15 protein-coding genes and 1 pseudogene are annotated in these 18,775 nt (G+C 59.8%); 7 read left to right on the top strand and 9 right to left on the bottom strand.

The features are described 5' to 3' along the window. Positions 1-81 precede the first annotated feature (81 nt). The 4 genes from AAC035_RS06750 to AAC035_RS06765 form a co-directional block, all read right to left on the bottom strand. A complete protein-coding gene (locus AAC035_RS06750; protein WP_339801642.1) occupies positions 82-1,530 on the bottom strand; it encodes a sigma-54 dependent transcriptional regulator in 1,449 nt (482 codons plus the stop codon). A 20-nt stretch (positions 1,531-1,550) separates the two neighbouring features. Then, positions 1,551-2,810 (bottom strand): ATP-binding protein, encoded by a 1,260-nt coding sequence (locus tag AAC035_RS06755; protein WP_339801644.1) that lies wholly within the window; start codon positions 2,808-2,810, stop codon positions 1,551-1,553. Positions 2,811-2,999: 189 nt separating this feature from the next. Beyond that, positions 3,000-4,463 (bottom strand): sigma-54 dependent transcriptional regulator, encoded by a 1,464-nt coding sequence (locus tag AAC035_RS06760; RefSeq protein ID WP_339801647.1) that lies wholly within the window; start codon positions 4,461-4,463, stop codon positions 3,000-3,002. Positions 4,464-4,716: 253 nt separating this feature from the next. Continuing rightward, on the bottom strand, positions 4,717-5,049 hold the full coding sequence (locus AAC035_RS06765) for an SOS cell division inhibitor (RefSeq protein ID WP_339801651.1): 333 nt from the start codon (positions 5,047-5,049) through the stop codon (positions 4,717-4,719). 275 nt (positions 5,050-5,324) lie between these two features. Here AAC035_RS06765 and AAC035_RS06770 point away from each other — a divergent pair, with 275 nt between their 5' ends. Continuing rightward, positions 5,325-5,798, top strand: coding sequence for a DUF6586 family protein (locus tag AAC035_RS06770; RefSeq protein WP_339801654.1), 474 nt, complete (start codon positions 5,325-5,327; stop codon positions 5,796-5,798). A 30-nt stretch (positions 5,799-5,828) separates the two neighbouring features. Next, positions 5,829-6,146, top strand: a complete 318-nt coding sequence (locus AAC035_RS06775; RefSeq protein ID WP_339801656.1) for a hypothetical protein — start codon at positions 5,829-5,831, stop codon at positions 6,144-6,146. Between the two features lie 81 nt (positions 6,147-6,227). Here the strand turns inward: AAC035_RS06775 and AAC035_RS06780 are convergent, their stop codons facing one another. Both AAC035_RS06780 and lexA read right to left on the bottom strand, forming a co-directional pair. Further along, entirely contained in the window at positions 6,228-6,755 is a 528-nt protein-coding gene (locus AAC035_RS06780; RefSeq protein ID WP_339801659.1) for a SulA-like leucine-rich domain-containing protein, read from the bottom strand. Positions 6,756-6,823: 68 nt separating this feature from the next. After that, complete coding sequence (gene lexA / locus AAC035_RS06785; protein ID WP_339801662.1) at positions 6,824-7,441, bottom strand: transcriptional repressor LexA; 618 nt, start codon at positions 7,439-7,441, stop codon at positions 6,824-6,826. A gap of 262 nt (positions 7,442-7,703) precedes the next feature. On the opposite strand from lexA, the gene AAC035_RS06790 reads away from it, so the two are divergent. The 3 genes from AAC035_RS06790 to AAC035_RS06800 all read left to right on the top strand — a co-directional run bounded on the left by AAC035_RS06790 (position 7,704) and on the right by AAC035_RS06800 (position 10,243). Continuing rightward, complete coding sequence (locus tag AAC035_RS06790; RefSeq protein ID WP_339801664.1) at positions 7,704-8,705, top strand: amidoligase family protein; 1,002 nt, start codon at positions 7,704-7,706, stop codon at positions 8,703-8,705. A 1-nt stretch (position 8,706) separates the two neighbouring features. Further along, the gene (locus tag AAC035_RS06795; RefSeq protein ID WP_339801668.1) at positions 8,707-9,465 is read left to right on the top strand and encodes a type 1 glutamine amidotransferase; all 759 of its coding nucleotides are present in this window, start codon (positions 8,707-8,709) and stop codon (positions 9,463-9,465) included. Positions 9,466-9,532: 67 nt separating this feature from the next. Then, positions 9,533-10,243, top strand: a complete 711-nt coding sequence (locus AAC035_RS06800) for an SIMPL domain-containing protein (protein WP_339801671.1) — start codon at positions 9,533-9,535, stop codon at positions 10,241-10,243. A 20-nt stretch (positions 10,244-10,263) separates the two neighbouring features. On the opposite strand, the gene AAC035_RS06805 is transcribed toward AAC035_RS06800, so the two are convergent. Both AAC035_RS06805 and AAC035_RS06810 read right to left on the bottom strand, forming a co-directional pair. After that, positions 10,264-14,118 (bottom strand): translocation/assembly module TamB domain-containing protein, encoded by a 3,855-nt coding sequence (locus AAC035_RS06805; RefSeq protein ID WP_339801674.1) that lies wholly within the window; start codon positions 14,116-14,118, stop codon positions 10,264-10,266. Beyond that, entirely contained in the window at positions 14,115-15,887 is a 1,773-nt protein-coding gene (locus tag AAC035_RS06810) for an autotransporter assembly complex family protein (protein ID WP_339801676.1), read from the bottom strand. Before AAC035_RS06810 ends, AAC035_RS06805 begins: the two co-directional genes overlap by 4 nt. A gap of 111 nt (positions 15,888-15,998) precedes the next feature. On the opposite strand from AAC035_RS06810, the gene AAC035_RS06815 reads away from it, so the two are divergent. Both AAC035_RS06815 and AAC035_RS06820 read left to right on the top strand, forming a co-directional pair. Then, positions 15,999-17,021: a hypothetical protein gene (locus AAC035_RS06815; RefSeq protein WP_339801678.1), complete on the top strand. Its 1,023-nt coding sequence runs from the start codon at positions 15,999-16,001 to the stop codon at positions 17,019-17,021. Between the two features lie 18 nt (positions 17,022-17,039). Beyond that, positions 17,040-18,551: an amidase family protein gene (locus tag AAC035_RS06820; protein ID WP_339801680.1), complete on the top strand. Its 1,512-nt coding sequence runs from the start codon at positions 17,040-17,042 to the stop codon at positions 18,549-18,551. A 6-nt stretch (positions 18,552-18,557) separates the two neighbouring features. Here AAC035_RS06820 and AAC035_RS06825 read toward each other — a convergent pair. Beyond that, a pseudogene (locus AAC035_RS06825) lies at positions 18,558-18,775 on the bottom strand (phosphotransferase family protein); the annotation flags it as partial.

Consider the following 18,775-nt stretch of genomic DNA (forward strand, 5'->3'; position numbering starts at 1 on the left):
GTACAGGGACGTATTTACAGCGTATTCTGGCAAGACCCATCCGACGCCTGACTACTCCCAACTAAATTTCCCAAACCAAACCTACACGGCCATAGCCAGCTCAGCATCGGGATCAATACCAAACTCACGCATCTGCGCAAGCTTGTAACGCAGGGTGCGGGGACTGATACCCAACTGCTCAGCCGCACGATTGCGACGCCCCCGCTCGCGCTTGAGGGTATCGATAATAATGCGGAATTCCCGGCGACGCAGGTCATCTCCGAGGGAGCCCGCCTGGTCATGCTCCTGTGCAGGCGTCGCAGCCACACCAGCCATCGGCTGATCTGCCACGTCGACGGCAAACACCTGCTCCGGCACTGATTCACTGATCACCGCCGGCCGGGACTGGGTCAGCCCGCTGATGCCCATATCCAGACACAGGTCCCCCGCCTCAATCGAACTGCCCTGATGCAAAACCAGAGCCCGCTGCACCGCGTTGTCCATTTCCCGCACATTGCCGGGCCAGTCATGGGCAACCAGCGCCCGACGGGCACTTTCATCAAAGCGGATGCCGCTGAGCTTCATTTTCTGGCAGTGCTGACGCAGCAGATACTCTGCCAGGGGCAGGATATCCCCCACCCGTTCCCGCAGCGGATGCCAGTGCATGGGCAGCACACTCAACCGGTAATACAGATCTTCCCGGAACTTGCCTTCCCGCACATAATCGCCCAGATCACGGTTGGTGGTCGCCAGCACCCGCACATCCAGCGTGATGGTACGGCGGCCGCCAACCCGTTCCACTTCCCGCTCCTGCAAAACCCGCAACAGCTTGGACTGAAGTCCCAGATCCATCTCTGAAATCTCGTCCAGCAAAATAGTGCCACCGTTGGCCTGCTCGAACTTGCCGGGTACCGAGGCGTGGGCGCCGGTGAAGGCCCCTTTTTCATGACCGAACAGGATGGCTTCCAGCATATTTTCCGGAATCGCCGCGCAGTTAATGGCCACAAACGGCTGATCCGCCCGGGGGGACTGCTGGTGAATGAAGCGGGCCAGTACTTCCTTGCCGGTGCCGCTCTCGCCGGAAATCATGACGGTGGAATCGCTGGCCGCCACCTTCGTGGCCAGCTGGAACAGACGCTTGCTGATAGGGTCTTCCGCCACCGGCTGATCCTTGCGGCGGGTCTTGCTGCCGCCAACCACCTTTTCAACCGCTTCAACCAGCACCTGGGATTCAAAGGGCTTGACCAGGTAATCAATAGCACCAGATTGCATCGCACTGACCGCGTGGCTGATCTGACCGTAGGCGGTGATCAGCATCATCGGCAGCCCCGGATGCCGTCTCAGCACTTCCGCCAACAGCTCATGCCCGGACATACCGGGCATGTTGACATCGCTGATCACCATATCGACTGACGTCTGCGCCAGCAGATCCAGTGCCTGCTCGGCGGAAGCCGCCTCCTCCACCCGGAATTTCGCCAGTTCCAGCGTGGTTACCAGCGCCTCTCGCAGGTCGTGGTCGTCTTCGACGATAAGAATGCGGGGTCGTGCCATGATGCTCTCCACCTGTTCTTTTAACTGTGTTCCGAAAACACGGACGTGCCGCTGACGGCAGGCAAGCGGATGCGCCCGTGGGCACCGCCGCTGGCCGGAGATTCGAAATCAAACTGCCCGTTATGGGCTTTTACGACAGCCTGTACCACTGCAAGGCCCAGGCCGGTGCCATGGGATTTGGTGGTGTAGAAAGCCTCCATCAGCTGACCCGCCGGGGTGGATGTAAACCCGGGGCCATCATCAATAACATCAATTACCAGACCTTCCCGGCCACCGGTCAGCGTAACCTGAACCCGGCTAGCGCCGGCTTCAATACTGTTGTTCACCAGATTCATGCAGGCTCCCACCAATGCCTCGCGGTTGCACATCAGCGGCACATCGCGACCACTGGCCTCGACAGTCACTTCAACGCCGGTACCGGGATTCAGGCCGTCAGTGGCCGATCGCAAGGCCTGAAGCAGACGCCGTGAAGACAATGCCTCCGCCAGACGGGTCTCACCCCGGGCAAAGGTCAGCATGTCACGCACCTGACTTTCCAGGTGGGTCAGCCGGGACATCAGCCGGTCGGCACAGCGTACCCGCAGTTCATCGTCCAGTTCCGGCTGGGCAAGGTGACCGCCGTAAAGGATGGCCGCAGACAGCGGGGTGCGGATCTGATGAGCCAGCGAGGCCACCATCTTGCCCATGGCGGACAGACGCTGGGCATGGGCAAGCTGGGACTGAAGCTGGCGGGTTTCGGTCAGATCCGTGAGCAGGATCAGCTGGCCCGGCTGGTTTTCCATGGTGCGGATTTCAATACTGACCCGACGGCCGTCTTTCAGGGAGACTTCGTGGCCATCGTCGCTGCGTGGGGCAAAACAGCGGCGAATCACGTTGACCCAGCGCTCGCCACCCAACGGCTCTCCCAGCAGACCTTCGGCGGCCCGGTTGCACTGGGTCACCACACCCTGACTGTCCAGAACGATGACGCCGGCCGGCAAGGCCTGCAACAGCGTGGATAGCCGATCCGCCAGACGCTCCTTTTCCTCGAGTTCCCGCTGCCTCTGACGGCTCTCTGCGGTCAGTTCACCGGAAAGCTGGTTAACCCGGGATTCAAGCGTGCGATAGGAGTCGGTAATCTGGCGGGACATCTGGTTAAACAGATCCAGCGCGGTGTCCACCGCGGCGTCGTCGTCCTCCATGGGGAACAGGGCGGTCACCTTGTCGTTGGCGTCCGCTGTCGGACCATAACTCTGTCGGCCGTTGCGGGCTGTGGTAATGGCGGACTGAAGCTGTGTCATGTTTCCCCCTGACAACCGGTACCCACCATGGATACCTGATCGGATCTTTGATTCAGGGGAGGTTTAGCAGAATTGATGCCAGGTTAGAAATAACCTTTAAAAACAAAGATTAAATAGAAGAAATCATGGAAAGAAGGATTGAAACAAGCCGGGATGACAATAAACCGTCACTTTCCCGGAAGCCGGCTCTCAGCCGGCATCCTCTTCATCGCGCAGCCCATACTTGCGGACCTTCTCAACCAGGGTCGTGCGGCGGATGCGCAGTTTCTCAGCCGCTCGGGCTACCACTCCACCGGCTTCATCCAGCGCCTGCTGAATCAGCTGCTTTTCAAGATTGCCCAGATAATCCTTCAGGTCGATACCGTTCACCGGCAGCAGCGCCGGCGCATCCAGACCAATCAGACCAGGGATACCCGATGGCATGCCGCCCTCATCTTCCATGGGACGGTTTTCATCGTAGTCATCCACATAACGGAACTTCTTGGGCAGCTCCTGGACACCGATCACCCCGTACGGGTGCATGATGGCCAGGCGCTCGATCAGGTTGGCCAGTTCCCGCACGTTACCCGGCCAGTCATGACGACACAGGCTCAGGATAGCGGCGGAATTGAGCCGCAGGGAACCGCGCTTTTCCTTTTCCATGCGAGCGATCAGTTCGTTGATCAGCAGCGGGATATCCTCGACACGTTCCCGCAGTGCCGGCATTTCGATGGGGAATACATTGAGGCGGTAAAACAGGTCTTCCCGGAAGTCGCCACTGACAATCATCCGCTCCAGATCCTTGTGGGTGGCGGCGACAATGCGGACATCCGCACTCTGGGTCCGGTTACTGCCTACCCGCTCGAAGGTGCGCTCCTGCAACACCCTGAGTATCTTGACCTGCATATTCAGCGGCATGTCACCGATCTCATCGAGAAACAGAGTGCCACCTTCCGCCAGCTCAAACCGGCCGACTCTGGAGGTAATAGCGCCGGTAAACGCGCCCTTCTCATGGCCGAACAGCTCACTTTCCAGCAGCTCCGCCGGAATAGCGCCACAATTCACAGGAACAAAAGGCTTTTCCCGGCGCGGTGAATGGTAATGAAGATTCCGCGCCACGACCTCCTTGCCGGTTCCGGACTCACCGGTGATCAGCACACTGACATCCTTGTCCGCTACCTGCGCCATCAGCTGGCGGACCGACTGAACGTTGCGGCTGGTTCCCACCAGACTCCGGAACAGGGTAATACCCCGCTGCTGTCCCCGCTCCCGGGAACGGGTGTACTGATCACGGTAGATCTGCGCGCGGTACAGGGAATCCACAAACTTGGTGTAATTCAGAGGCCATTCAAGACGGGCAATGATACGGGACAACTCCCCCTCGCCCAGACCGGCGAGCTCAGGATCGCCCACCAGTAATACCGGCAGCCCCTCTTCCAGGGTGGTCACCCGACGAATGTCCTCACAGGCCTGGCCACTGTCACTGCCGTCCACAACCACCACGCCGGTGTTGGCCAACGCTTCCCGGTCTATGCCGCCGCTCCCCGCCAGCAGCTGCCGCGACTCAGAGTCCGGGAGCACCAGTTCTTCGCCGACAAACTGCAGAATGGTCACGAGGTCGCGACCTCGCTCCGGATCCCGACTCAACACCAGAACCGTGTTGTTTTTTGACATTCGAACGAATCTCTTTACCTGAAAGCAAGGACCGGTAGGAAATCCGGCTGCGAGCGTTGTTGTACTGACCAGTGTCCCGTCCGGGTCATACCTTGACCTGATGCGCGCCGCCGGGATAAGAGGCCCAGAGGTCTCATTCGACCTGTTTACTGCCTGCCACCGGGAATGACGCGCGCACTGTTTCGGCCAAACTGGCCGTGTGTGCGGTATTTAAGTCGTTTAATGACAAAGAGTCAATTTAATGACGCAACCCTCAGGGTTTGTCCGGGCCATCAGAAACCCTGGCGTAGGCCTTTGCCGCCTTATGGTTCTTGCCCACATCTTTCAGCGCTTTAGCGGCTTCTTCACGGGCTTCGCGGGCATCGGCCTCGGCACTGTCACAAAATATTCGAAGCGTTTCCAGTCGCTTCTGCACTGCGGTCGGGCTGAGCTTGCCCGCTTCCAGCGCCTGCATGACCGGCTCAATAAATTGCGGGACACTGGCGTTCAGCTCGCCGATCAGATCCCAGTTACGGGTATCCAGCGCTTCCTTGAGTTCGGCGATTCTGGTGTCCAGCTGTTCGAGTTCTGCGTTATGAGTTGCCATGGCTCGTTTCCCCGATTGGTTAGTGCGCTGAGCTGGCGGCAAGACAAAAGGAGCACAGTGCCTGCACAACAGACCTGAGTATACAGGCCCCCACCCCGGAGAACTAACCGCTGTATTCTGATTGCGGATTGCGGTTGCAGACGGAGAAATACAACAGAGGAAACCCCGGGCCCAAGCTGATACAATGGTCGATTCGAATCGACGGCATTGACCTCGATTTATGATCAAGCCCTTGCGGGTGCCGTGTCATCAGGATCGGAGGTGGACAGGCCATCATGTCAGCTCAGTGGCACAGTCTTGTCAGTCGGAAATTGTTTCTGGCACTCCAGCTTGCCCGGCTGGCAGAGAGCCAGGTTCAGGCACCCGATCGGGAGGCCTGCCTGCAAGGCGCAATCGAGCTGGCTTTGCGCAGTCGTCAGCTGTTACTGGTGCTGATTGCCCGTTATTACCAGCACAAACAGGCCAGTCCGCAAACACTGGCGGAGCTGGAACAGCTGATAGGCGACGTACCGGAAATACATGAACTGACAGAACTGATCCATATGCCGGACAGCTGGTGGCATCACCTGGATCTGCTGGCCGCCAGTGAACATGCGCCGCCCCGACAACAAAAAACGGTGTCTGACGACAACATCATCGCCGTTTCGGCAGCGCCCGGGCCAGACCGCTCGGCAGCCAGCCTGCAGGCAAGCCTTCAGGCCATGAAGCAATTAACAGGCATTCTGGGTGAGCGCCACCACGAGTGGTAAGCCCCCGAAACGAACATGCTAAGGATTTGAATGACACCTTCTTTCTACGAAATCGTCCAGCTCGGTGATGGCGACTACGCCCTGCGCCGGGTCGACGACGACTCAGCACCACTGGTGCGTATCTCGTTCTCCCGGGAAGCAAGGGAGATGATGGACAACCGCGACATGACGGTTGCCCGCGCCATGATTGATGCCGGCATACAGGCCGTTGGCCAGTTTAACCAGAGCACAGAATGGGATCCGCTAGAGGATGACCTGGAGCTTCTGGAAATGACAGAGTCAACCGACTGGGACGAAACTGACAGCACGAACGACGATCAGACAGGCCGCCGTCCAACCCTGCACTGACCAGATTTCGACGCCATTACCTCAGAAACAATACAGGCCCGGAAGGGCCTGATATCAAAAGTAACGTCGCGACCCTCAAGGCTACCGCTGCCGCAGTATCACACCGTGGCTGCGACCCTGGGCAGAAGCGCGATGCAGGGCGTCAAACGCCCGCGCAGACAGCTTGCTGGTCCACATGACGACGGCATGACAGGTGCCGGCGCCCAGGGCACGTTCGGCCAGCTCAAAGGCGGAATAGTCTGCGGATGACCGCAACACCAGAATTTCTCCGGCAACAATACCATGCAGGGTCTGCCATTTGTTCACCAGGGCCTGAGGCGGGTCAATCCAGGCCAGCCAGCGACGTTCCTGATTCAGCTGAGTCAGCATCGGCAACAACAACTGGAAATTCTCGACCTGCCCCGGAGGCAGAATGATCTCGGTGACATTACCCTGCAGTGGACCTTCCAGTGGCCCTTTCGGCTGCGCTCTGCCGGTAATCGCCCCGGGCTTTTCGGTAATCGCAGTCCGGGTAGCACCAGAGTTCCGGACCATACCGGAGCCAGCCACCTCAACAGCGACGGCCGCTGACGGTCTGACAAAATTCTGAGTGAAGCTGAGCTGTTCCATAATGCCACCTGTTGCTGAACGTTTTACCAATAATGGCCAAAGGGCCGATCCCGCGACAACACCGGGCTTCAGTGAACCTGATGCAAGCCGGACTGGCGTATGACACCAACGCCAAGACCTTCAATTTCCAGTTCCTGTTCCCGCAGATCCACGCGAATCGGCTCAAAGTCTTCGTTCTCGGCGACCAGCAGAACCACCGAACCCTCGCGGCGGTATCTCTTGACCGTCACTTCCTCACCCACCCGCGCAACCACCACCTGGCCATTGCGGACATCCTGAGTGCGGTGCACTGCCAGCAGGTCACCGTCAAGGATACCGATGTCCTTCATGCTCATGCCGCGTACCCGAAGCAGATAATCAGCCGAAGGCACAAAGAACTCCGGCTTGAGCGTGCAATAATCCTCAATGTGTTCCTGGGCCAGAATCGGGCTACCGGCAGCTACCTGTCCGATCACCGGCAACCCCAGGTCCGGCTCTGCCTCTGGCAGGCGGATACCCCGGCTCGTACCGGGCACCATTTCAATCGCACCTTTGCGGGCCAGGGCCCGCAAATGCTCTTCGGCCGCATTGGCTGAGCGAAACCCCAGCTCGGTCGCAATTTCGGCACGGGTCGGCGGATAACCGGTCTCGTCGATGGACCGACGGATGATGTCCAGTACCTGGGTCTGTCTCGCGGTCAGCTTCATTGATTGAGCTCCTGGTGCGCACGGGCCTTGTGCTTCGCGATATCCGGTGCGTTGCTGCTGGGGCCACTGGGAATTTTAACAGCTGTTGTTATGTACAGTTAAAGTAACCTTATACAGTATCTTATCCAGTGTAAAGTTTTTTGTAGCGACTTCTTTTACCCCGGGCATGTTCCTGCTCCGGCACTGGTGTACCATCGTATTCCTGTTACATTAAAGTCCTTCCGGAAATCACAATTTCCTTATCTGGCAGAGAGTTAATACCATGACGCAACAGAGCCGATGCCATCTTCCCGACAGGCTCACCAATAAAGATGGTGACGAGCGTAAAGTCGGTGTTGAGATAGAGATTTCCGGGCTGGGTTATGAAGAACTGGTCGCGCTCACTGCCCGCCTGCTGGAGGGAGAAGCCAGAGAAAAGTCCCGTTATGTCAGCATTGTCGACACCGCGCTGGGGGATTTTACGGTGGAGCTGGATTCGGATCCCATCAAGGAGCTGGATCTCCGCGACGAGCGACTGCCCGAGTCCCTGCGGGAGCTTGGCGGCCACGCCATGGACGTGATTGACTACGCCGCAGAGCGTATCGTACCCCTTGAGATCGTGTCCCCGCCGATACCCTTGAGCCGTCTGGAAACCGTCGAGACCCTGTGTGATGAACTCAGACGTGCCGGTGCGCTTGGTAGCCGGGAGTCCGTCTATTACGCCTTCGGCCTGCAGCTGAACCCGGAACTGCCGGATCTTTCGGCACCTACCCTGGTGCGCTATCTGCAGGCCTTCGCGGTGCTCTACGACTGGCTCAAAGCACGACACCAGCTCGATTTCAGCCGTAAACTGACCACCTACATCGAGCCCTGGGACAGCGGTTATGTTGAACGTATTGTCAAAACGGACTACACCCCCGACATACCCCAGCTCATGCAGGACTATCTGAAGGACAACCCGACCCGTAACCGGGCACTTGACCTGCTGCCATTGTTTGCCTATCTGGACGAACAGCTGCTGGCCCGGTATGTGATCGACCGCCGGATCAAGTCCAGACCCACCCTGCACTACCGGCTGCCAGACTGCGATATCGATAACCCGGCCTGGCATTTCTCCACCGTCTGGAACGACTGGGTGGTGCTGGAGCAACTGGCCGCCAATCATGACGACCTGCGGGAGCTGTGTAACATGTTCCGCGAGAGCAAGCTGGCCAGCTTCCATAACCTTACCAACAGCTGGCGCTCGCGCTGCGAGGAATGGTTAGAAAAGAAAGGCTATATCTGACATGACCGACCGCAACTCGCAGCCGGAGGATCAGGAAGCGGCTGATATACCCGGGCTTACCATCGGCATCAGCGGCCCCCGCCGCAAGCGCACAACCGATCGGCTGATCAGCCTGGGACTGCGACTTTACGGCGCCCGTACCCTGTTTATCCGGCCCGGCAGCCAGGTGGATGTTGCCCTGCTGGACGGGCTGGTGTTATCCGGGGGAACGCACATACACCCAAACCTCTACGGCCAGGAGCCACTGCCGTCGCTGGACTACCGTTATGATCGCCAACGGGACCAGACCGACCAGGAACTGCTGGCGGCGGCAGAGGCTCTGCAGTTACCGGTACTGGGCATCTGCCGTGGCGCCCAGCTGATCAACGTATTCCGTGGCGGCAGTCTCTGCCAGGATGTCACCCCCATGCGGGTAAACACCCGGCACCGGCCACTGCTGCTGCCCCTGCAGACCATCAGAGTAGTTGACCACTCCCGCCTGGGAACGGTACTGAATGCCCGCAATATCGGCGCCAACCGCATACATAGCCAGGCCATTCACTGGCTGGGCAAGGATCTCAGAGTAACCGCCATGGATAACGATCTGTTCGTTCAGGGCATCGAAAACACCCGTGGCCAGTGGCTGATGGGCGTACAATGGCATCCCGAATATCTGTTATACAACGGGCCACACCGGAGAATATTCCGGGAATTTATCCGGGCAGCTGAACATCTGAAGCTGGCACGGCTGACCCGGCCCAGCGATACCGGAACGGGTTAGTCAGGTGCCCTTGCCGCGCAACCCATCCTCCACCACGCCACGTTTAGACATCGCAAAGGAGCCTTACATGACCAAAACATTCTCAGCCGCTGCTGCCAGCTTTTTATTCAGCCGGAAATGGCTCACCCTGGTGCTTCTGCTGCCGGCACTTGCCATGGCTGCAGAGATCAATCTGAGCGGCGAAAGCCGGGTGCGCTACCTGCCCGACAGTGCACGACTACAGTTCACCATTACAGCTGAGCACCCCGACGCCAGCCAGGCATCGGCACAGGTCCGGGAAACCATGGCCCGCTGGCGCGACGGAATCGCTGACGTACGGGATCAGCTGGTCGATTACAGCGATGCGGCGGTCAACCTTTATCAACGCCAGCTTCCGGTGCGGTCGGCCAATGAAAAACGCGAAACCGTTGCCGTCGCCAGCCAGACCATCAGCTTTGAGGTACACAACCTTGAACTGATCAACCCCTTGCTGGACGAGGCCCAGGCCCTTGGCATCCAGTATCACCTGGGGCCGCAGCAATTCTTCCACTCCCGCGAAGCCGAACTGCAGAGGCAGGCCCTGGCCGGTGCCATCGCCGATGCCCGCAGTCGCTGCGAGTTTGCCGCCGGGGAACTGGGGATGAAGTGTGGCAAGGTTAAAACCCTGAACATCCAGGACGGCTACCGTCCGGGACCGGTGATGATGGCCGAAGCCCGGATGGGCGCCGCTGATACTGTCAGCGAAGTGGGTCCGCGGGAACTGACGGCCAGTGTCAGCGCAACCTTTGAACTCAGATAACGGCTGACCGGCGCCGTCCCTCAGAAGTTGCGGGTATAGAAGATATCGAGGGACGACGCCAGCCCGCTGGCGGCCTCGATATAGAAGTAGCGACCCAGGTCATAGCGCAGGGCCACGGTGGTGATGGGCTCGAACAATCCGACACCGTAGCGGATGCTGAGATCGTCGGTCAGGTAGCCACTGGCAACCACGGCGGAGTCTTCACCGGAACCTTCGGCTTCCAGAGTCAGATCCCGGATACCGAACTCCTCCCCAAGGCCCCGGGTAATCCGGCTGGCCTGGGTAAGCCCCAGAGACAGGGCGGCCCGCTGCATCTGGCCGTCATCGCTTTGTCCCTGCAGGGGGCGCCCCAGGATGACGTAGGACAAGGCTTCATTCTGCGACATGGACGGCTCCGAGAAAACCTCCGTGCGGGGTTCAGAAACCGGACCAGACAGCCGGATTCCCGCCACCACCTCGTCCACCCGCCGAATGGCCTCGATATCCAGGTAGGGTTCAGACACCGGCCCCACGAACACCAGGCGGGCGCGGCGAAGCTCCAGTTCCTGACCAAAGGCAGCGTAGCGTCCATCAGTCAGTTGCAAGGCACCGCGGGTATCCATGTCGTTGCCTACCCGCAAACCGCCTTCCAGATCACCGGTCACACCAAAACCGGAAAACGTGACCCGCTCTGACCCCACATTGACCTGAACATCCATGGCAAAACTGCGAACCACCGGTTCCTCTGCGGCCACGCCAACAATCACTTCGTCATCAGATACCGCAACAGCCTGTTCCGGCAGCTGGCGAATGGTGATATCTCCCCGCGGTATGTCGACCCGTCCGCTGACGGACAAATCGCCCTCTGAAAACGTCAGTGTCAGATCTGGTGACAGCTCCAGCCGGGCGTAGGGATCGTAGGTAACAGGCAAACCCTCACCCGCCAGGCTCAGGGACAGGGCCGGAGTGCCGCTCCAGTCCAGCTCACCGCCCACATCACCCTGCCCGGTTCCGTTACTGCTCCAGGTTCCCTCCAGGGTGGCACGGCGACCGGCAAATTCCAGCAGTATTCCAAGCTCCTCCATTGGCAGCGGAATGGCCTGGTCAATGACCCGGCCATTCTCCAGGCGTAGCTGGCCAAACACTTCAGGGTTCATCAGCGGGCCTTCCAGCCGCCCTTCGCCGTTGATCGAACCTGCCACTTCCTCCAGATCCAGCAAGCCCCCCACCAGGGCCATATCAAACCCACGCAGCTCGAAGGTACCCTGCGCTGGCAATCCTTCATCGTTCGGGTCCAGCGCCAGGTCAAGAGCGAGTTCGCCGATGCCATCCCCCGACAGCAACAGGCTTGCCAGTGCCTCGGTCGGATTGAGGTCCATGGTCAGGTCGAGCACGTCATAATTCAGAGATTCCCAGTCGCTCTCCGTCACCACCGACACCTCCCCCGGGCCGGCGCCAAGGCGGATCTGGCCCTGGGGTCCATCATCGGTCATGACGACGTTCAGCTCACCATTGAGCATGGCTTCCCAGCGCAGGGTCTCCGGCAGCAGAGGATCCAGCGCCATGGCCGGAAACCGTTCCAGGGTTACCGATACCGCCAGTTCCGGCCGCAGGGTCTGGTTGCCGGAACACAGAGCGCTCTCATCCCAGCGCCAGCAATGACTCGCCAGGGTAAGCTCCTGACCGGGCAGAAAACGGATGGCGGCCGCCTGATCCAGTTCCCAGCGCTGACCCGGGCCGGTTATTTCAACCACGCCTTCCGCCAGTTGCCCCAGCCAGCCCGCAACACCTTCGCCACCGGCATTTTGCTGCCAGCGGCCACTGAATCCGAGATCCGCCGTTACCTCACGGTGTTCCACTGCGAGAGCCAGCTGGTGCTGTTCGGGGGTTCCGGTGAGTGCTGCGGTCAGGCTCTCAATTCGCTGTTCGGCGGACACAATGTCCTTTACCTGCAGCTCGGAGTCCAGGCGTCTGCCGGCACCAAGGTCGGCTCGCAACGCGACAGTGCCAATACGGGCCTGGTCCTGCCACTGAATGTCTGCTGCCTCCAGGCGCAACTCGCCCAGTGGTTCTTCCAATGTGCCGGAAAGGCTTGCTGTGCCCTCCAGAGACCCGGTCAGGCCCGGCACAATAACCTCTGGCTCAGGAATTGACAGCATCAGATCGGCGCCGAATTTGCCCTCCCAGAAGCCGGTACCTGACACCTGATTGTCACCGAGAGTCGCCTCCAGCTCAGTGACTTCCCAGCGGTTCTGCTCACTGCTGAGGCGACCTTTGCTGGACAGCGGCTCGGATCGTCTTTCCCCGGACAGATCCCAGGCCAGCCACAAGGCCGGCACGCCATCATTGAGCTGGCCTTCGGAACGGAGATCGCCACTGATGCTGGCCTCTGCTTCCGGTACCCAGTACCCCGGATTGAAATCATCCAGTTCAAGATCTGCCTGCCAGGAGAGGGGCCCGGCAAACAGGACCTGGGCATCACCGGTCAGGCGACCCGCGCCAGTACTGACCTCCAGGCCGGTCAGGCTTACCTGCTCCAGATCGCCGGCCAGCGAGGTGTCGAGCCGGGCGTCGCCCTGGGGCCCCTGCACAGCGACTGACAGACTGGCTTCATAGCGGTTATCCACAAACCGGCCGCTGGCGTTCAGCTCACTGACGATAACCGGTGGTGCATCCAGGTCCGGAAGCAACGAGTACCAGGGGAACCGATCGAGTGCGATATCGCCTTCTGCCTGAACACCGTCCGCCCAGGACACCTGGCCGGTAAACGAAAGTTCGCCCTCATCGGCGCTATCACCAGCTTCAGAATCGGCGGCGCCGGCAGCAGAACTGACCGCCGCCGGACCGGTCAGCGTCAGTTGAATCCGGTCCAGCTGTTCGGCGGTTATGCGGCCGTCCAGCGCCAGCGCGATGGTATCCGGCTCCCCCGGCAATCCGGCCCGGGTAACGAGCCGATAACCCTGATCGAGGTTACCCTCCAGGTTCAGCTGAAGGTCCTGCAGGGTCAGCGTCGGCGGCAGGGTGTCCAGTGCGAGAAATTCCGGCGACGACAATCTCAGCCGCGCCGGCAAGGCCGGATCGAGGGGTTCAAGACGGCCGTCGAGACTGGCATTGAGATAGCCTTCGGAAGACAGCGCAAGCCGGAGATCACGGACGCTGCCCCCCAGGGTACCGGCGACCCGCCAGCGGTCACCGTAAGGCGGCGGCAGGTTCGCAGCAACGTCCAGCGCCAGCGGCCAGTCGCCCCGGGTTTCGATTCGGCCGCTCACCGCCACGTCAAGACCTTCAAGGACCACTTCCAGAGTTTGCAGGTGCCAGTCGGCACCACCCCCCTCAGCCTGCAGCCGCAGCGATTGCCAGATCCGGCCACCATTCAGGTCGAAGGTGCCGAGCTCCACATCACGCACGGCAATACTTAATGGCAAGTTGACGGTCGGCAGTTCGATGGGTCCGGCGCTGCCATCCGTGTCTCCTGGCTGCACTCGCAGATCGATCGCCCGGGCGTGCAATGTGTCGAGGCACAAACGCTGGCGCAGAAGGCAGGTAGGGGACCAGTCAAGATAGGGCGCTTCGACGGCCAGATTGATGCCATAGCCGCTCCAGTGCAGCCGGTCAGCCTGCCATTCGCCCAGCAGCGAGCCTTGCGCTGCTTCCGTTTCCAGGCCGGGAATCTTTTCCAGAACCCAGGCGGTACCGGTGTCCGAATTGAGCGCCGCCAGCAGACCCCCGATCGCCAGCATGATCACCAGAATCAGCACCGCGAATACGATCAGCAGACGAGTCAGCCAGCGGCGAAGTATCCGCCCCAGCCCGCCGGTGGCCAGAGTCTCGCCCTCACCCGCAGACCGGGTGTCCGGACCCGCCGTGTTGGTGGCATGGGATTCCGGTGTCGTCATAGTTCTGGCCCCATGGAAAAGTGCAGGCGCCAGCCGCCGCCAAACTCGTCATCCAGGCCCCTGGCGACGTCGAATCTTATCGGACCAACCGGGCTGATCCAGCGCACACCCACGCCGACGCCGGTTGCCAGCGGATCAAACAGATCATCCACCGCATTACCCTCATCGATAAAAGCGGCCAATCGCCATCTTTCGGCAATCTCGTACTGATACTCGACACTGCCGACTATTTTATACCGGCCGCCCACGGACACGTCATTTTCATCGACCGGAGACAGGGTTTCATAACCGTAACCACGCACACTCTGATCACCACCGGCAAAGAACCGCAAGGAAGGCGGCACATCAGCAAACCGATTGGTGGCAATGCCCGACAGCTCAAAGCGGGTCAGCAACCGGTGCTTGTCGGCAACAGTGATCAAGCCCCGGGCCTGGGTCGTCAGATGCAGTACGTCCACCGTTGACAGGAAATCTCGCAGGCCCCCGGCAACACCAAACTCCAGGCGAAAGCCGCGGGAAGGATCAATAGGAGAGTCCACCTGCAGTTTCGAAAAGCCAACGCCGGGTAATAGCAGGCGGGTGGTGCGGGTAGGCATACCGCCAATGCTGAAGCGCTCACCCTCCCAGCGCAAAGAGCTCACCCGCATCCAGCCATTATCCAGTTGGTGCCGCCATTGCTGGCCAAGGGTGAGCCTTTCGGACTCCACATCCTCGATGTCCTCCCGCAGATAACCGGTAGACAGCCGGATAGAGTCGGTCATGGGCGGATCAAGAGGCAACTCATACCAGCCGCTGATGCTTTGACGAGGTTCAGAAAGTTCCGTTTCCGCACCCCGCCGGTGTCCGCGCTCATTGATCCAGTGCTCGGTCCAGGTACCTCGCAGGCGCGGGCCCACGTCGGTGGAAAAACCCACGCCACCGGCCAATGAGCGGGGATCACGGGTGCGAAGCTCGGCATTGACCGGAATCACACCGTCCTCCGCCTCCGAAGGCGCGGCATCCACCACCACCCCGGAGAAATAGCCACTGTTGGACAGATCCGAGCTGAGTCTGGCGACCTTGTCGGCGTGATAAAGCTCGCCGGGTTCGAAGGTCACAAAACGCTGCATCAGTTCCGGGTCGAAGCCGTGATCATCGCTGAACAGCACGTCACCCAGGCGATAACGGTCTCCGGACTCGAATTCCAGCAGAATATCTGCCGTCCTGGCGGCCGGATCCACCTCCAGCCGGCGACTGAGAAACTCCCCATCGAAGTAGCCCAGCCGGGACGCGCGGTTGCGAATGATCTGCCGCAAGGCATCGTATTCGCCATGATGTAACACATCGCCCACCGCCGGTCGTTCCGGTAACTGCGGCATAAATTCGGAATCATCAGCAGCGGGCCCCCGGATACTGACTTCCCGGGTGCGGACAAGTACCGGTTCTCCGGCCACAACATCGATAATCAGACGGGGGGGATCCTCTTCCGTCAGGGTACGGGTGATGGTGGGCTCGTAATAACCCAGCGCCCGCAGCGCCTGACGTACCTGGCCCTCTGCGTGGCGGCCATAGCGGCGAAGACTGGCGCGATTGCGACCTTCTACCGTACCCACAAAGGTGCGGGCATTCTGCTGCAGGCTGGATGGCCCACCGGAGACATTTACCTGAATCTGGTCTCCCCGGACCAATAATGGCAGCCACACCAGGCATGCCACCAGCGCCCGCAGATACAGGCGGCGCTGGCTGCCGGCAAGCTGCCCGCTCAGGGGCCTGGTGGTATGGTCAGGCAAAATAATGCTCCAGATCAGTCAAGGTGCTGAATATACAGGTTCGTTGATGGCCCGGAAATACGATAGTCTGGAAAGCTGAACCGTCACGCCATTCATTATCGGGATCTCTGGATGTTTACGATCAATCGCGAAAATCTTCGGCAGAGCCATCAGCTGATCTGGCTGTGCGTTGATATGGTCATGCTGATCCTGTTGTTTGCGAACCTTGGCCTGATCATATTTGACTCCATTTACAGCTTTGAAGGTGTTCAGAATTTTCTGGAACGGCAAACCCCCGGATTTCAGGGTGCCTACCACCCGGTTCACCAGAACTTCATCGTTTACGACCTGATGTTTGTTGCGGTGTTCCTGACCGAGTTCATGGCGCGCTGGGCCTACGCGCTCAAGGCCCGACTCTATGCGCGCTGGTATTTTTATCCCTTCATCCACTGGTACGACCTGGTGGGCTGCATTCCGGTGGGCAGCCTCCGTTTTCTGCGGATACTGCGGGTTATCTCGATTGTTTACCGGCTCCACAAGTACCGGATTATAGATTTTACCGAAACCCGCCTGTTCCAGTTTCTTTCTTTTTATTACGAAGCCTTTATGGAGGAGCTGTCGGACCGCATTGTACTGAAAGTTCTCAGCGGCATGCAGGAGGAAGTCCGCCATGGCTCGCCCCTGTTCGACAGGATTCAGTACGATATCCTGCACCCTCGCCGGGATGCTTTGACCGACTGGATCTCAGGCCGGATAGCCGTTGCCGCCAGCGAGAGTTATGTACCCAATCGTGGCGCCCTGCGTAACTATCTGGAATCGCGGGTTAACGAGGCCATCCGCCAGAATCCCGAATTGAGCAAGTTGCGGTTTCTGCCAGTGTTCGGATCGTCGGTCAGGGGCACCCTGGAAGAAGCCATTGGCGATATCGTTGCCAGCGTCATCCATCAGGTGATGGATGACCTTTCCTCTACCCGCAACCACGCCTTCGTTGCCGACCTGGTGGATGTCTTCCTGCCGCCAAGACCCGCAGGCGAGCACCCCAGTGAAGATTTACAGAAGCGGAGGGATGATGAAGTGCTGATCAACCTGACGACCGAAGTAATTGACGCTATAAAGGAACAGGTGCGCCACAAACGGTGGCGGGAACAACTCTGACAGGCAGCCGGAAACCCCATGAAACAACCACTGCATTATTGTGCCGCCAGTACTCTGGTACAAATGATGGAACAGGGCGAGATCACCAGCGAAAGCCTGACCCTGTATTTGCTGCAACGTATCAAGGACGTCAATCCGGATATTAACGCGGTGGTCACGGTGGCCGAAGAACAGGCGCTGATCCAGGCCCGGGCGGCAGATCAGGCTCGCCAGCGTGGCGACACACTTGGCCCCCTGCACGGCCTGCCACTGACCCTGAAAGATACCTGGGAAGTACCGGGTATGTCCTGTACGGCAGGGGCATCGGTACTGGCTGAGTACCAACCGGAAAAACCGGCGGATGTGGTCCGTCGTCTTACCGACGCTGGTGCCTTCGTGCTGGGTAAAACCAACGTGCCCTACTACGCCTCAGACCTGCAGAGCTTTAACAGGCTGCACGGCACCAGCAACAATCCCTGGGACCTGAAACGAACACCGGGCGGTTCATCCGGGGGCGCTGCGGCAGCACTGGCCGCAGGACTGACACCACTGGAAGTAGGCAGTGACCTGGCGGGATCAATCCGCACGCCTGCCCATTTTTGCGGTGTGTTTGGCCATAAACCCAGCCGCACCCTGGTATCGTTTCGCGGCCATGTTCCCGGACCGCCTGGCACCCTGGTGCAGCCGGATCTCGCGGAAGGCGGGCCTATGGCGCGAAATGCCAGGGATCTGGAATTGCTGCTGCGAACCATCGCCGGTCCCGGTGAAGCCCTGGCCCGAAGCTGGCAGCTGAGCATGGAGCCCGCCCGCTTCACCGAACTCAGACAAGTTCGTGCCGGCCTCTGGCTGGAAGATCCCCTGTGCCCGGTGGAGCATGAACAGATCAATGGCTTTCGCAAGCTGGCCGATACCCTGTCCCATGAGGGCGCACTGGTCAGCCAGGCCAGCCATCCGCTGCTGACCCTGGAACGGATTCTGCCGGCTTACTTCAATCTGCTCGGCAGCCTGCTCAGCGGCGGCCTGTCCAGTCGTCAGAAGCGCCATCTGCGCATGTTTGCCCTGGCGGAAAAGCCGTTACGGAGGATGACACCGGTTACCCACGGCATGGCCGAGTACGCCCGGGGTACCAGCCAGAGTATCGACCAGTGGATGCGCTGGAACGAGATTCGGGAAAAAATGCGTAACGAGGTGGAGAGTCTGTTCGGGGAGGTTGATGTGCTGTTAACGCCGGTCAATCCGGTAACCGCCATTCACCATGACCAGAAAAGCCCCCAGTTCCGGCGCCAGATCCGGGTGAACGGTGAAACCCGCTCCTACATGGACCAGTTCTGCTGGATTGCCTTCGCCACCCTGCTGGGCTTACCCGCTACCTCGGTGCCGATCGGCGTGACCCGTCACGGATTGCCCTACAGCATCCAGGTAATTGGCGCCCCGGGCCGGGATCTGACCACCCTGAAGTTTGCCCAGCTGCTGGAGCAGCATGGGCTGGCCGGGTTCCGGGTACCAGAGCGCTATCAAACGGTCAGCAAGGAAAAGCATGAGCACCCCTGAGGGTGCTCAGCCACATTCATCCATGGCCTGACGGGCCAGCTCTGCCAGCCGCGGAAAGCTTTTCGCCCGCTCCTTGGCATCCGCTGAGGCAGCAGTCCCGCGGATCATCCGGCCCTTGATGCCATGGAAAATGGCCGCCAGCCGGAAGAAATTGAACGCCACGTAGAACGGCCAGTTCGGAATTTCCGAGCGACCGGTACGCCGGCAATAGGCCGCCACATACT

The organism is uncultured Marinobacter sp., assembly GCF_963974375.1.
Classification (GTDB): Bacteria; Pseudomonadota; Gammaproteobacteria; order Pseudomonadales; family Oleiphilaceae; genus Marinobacter.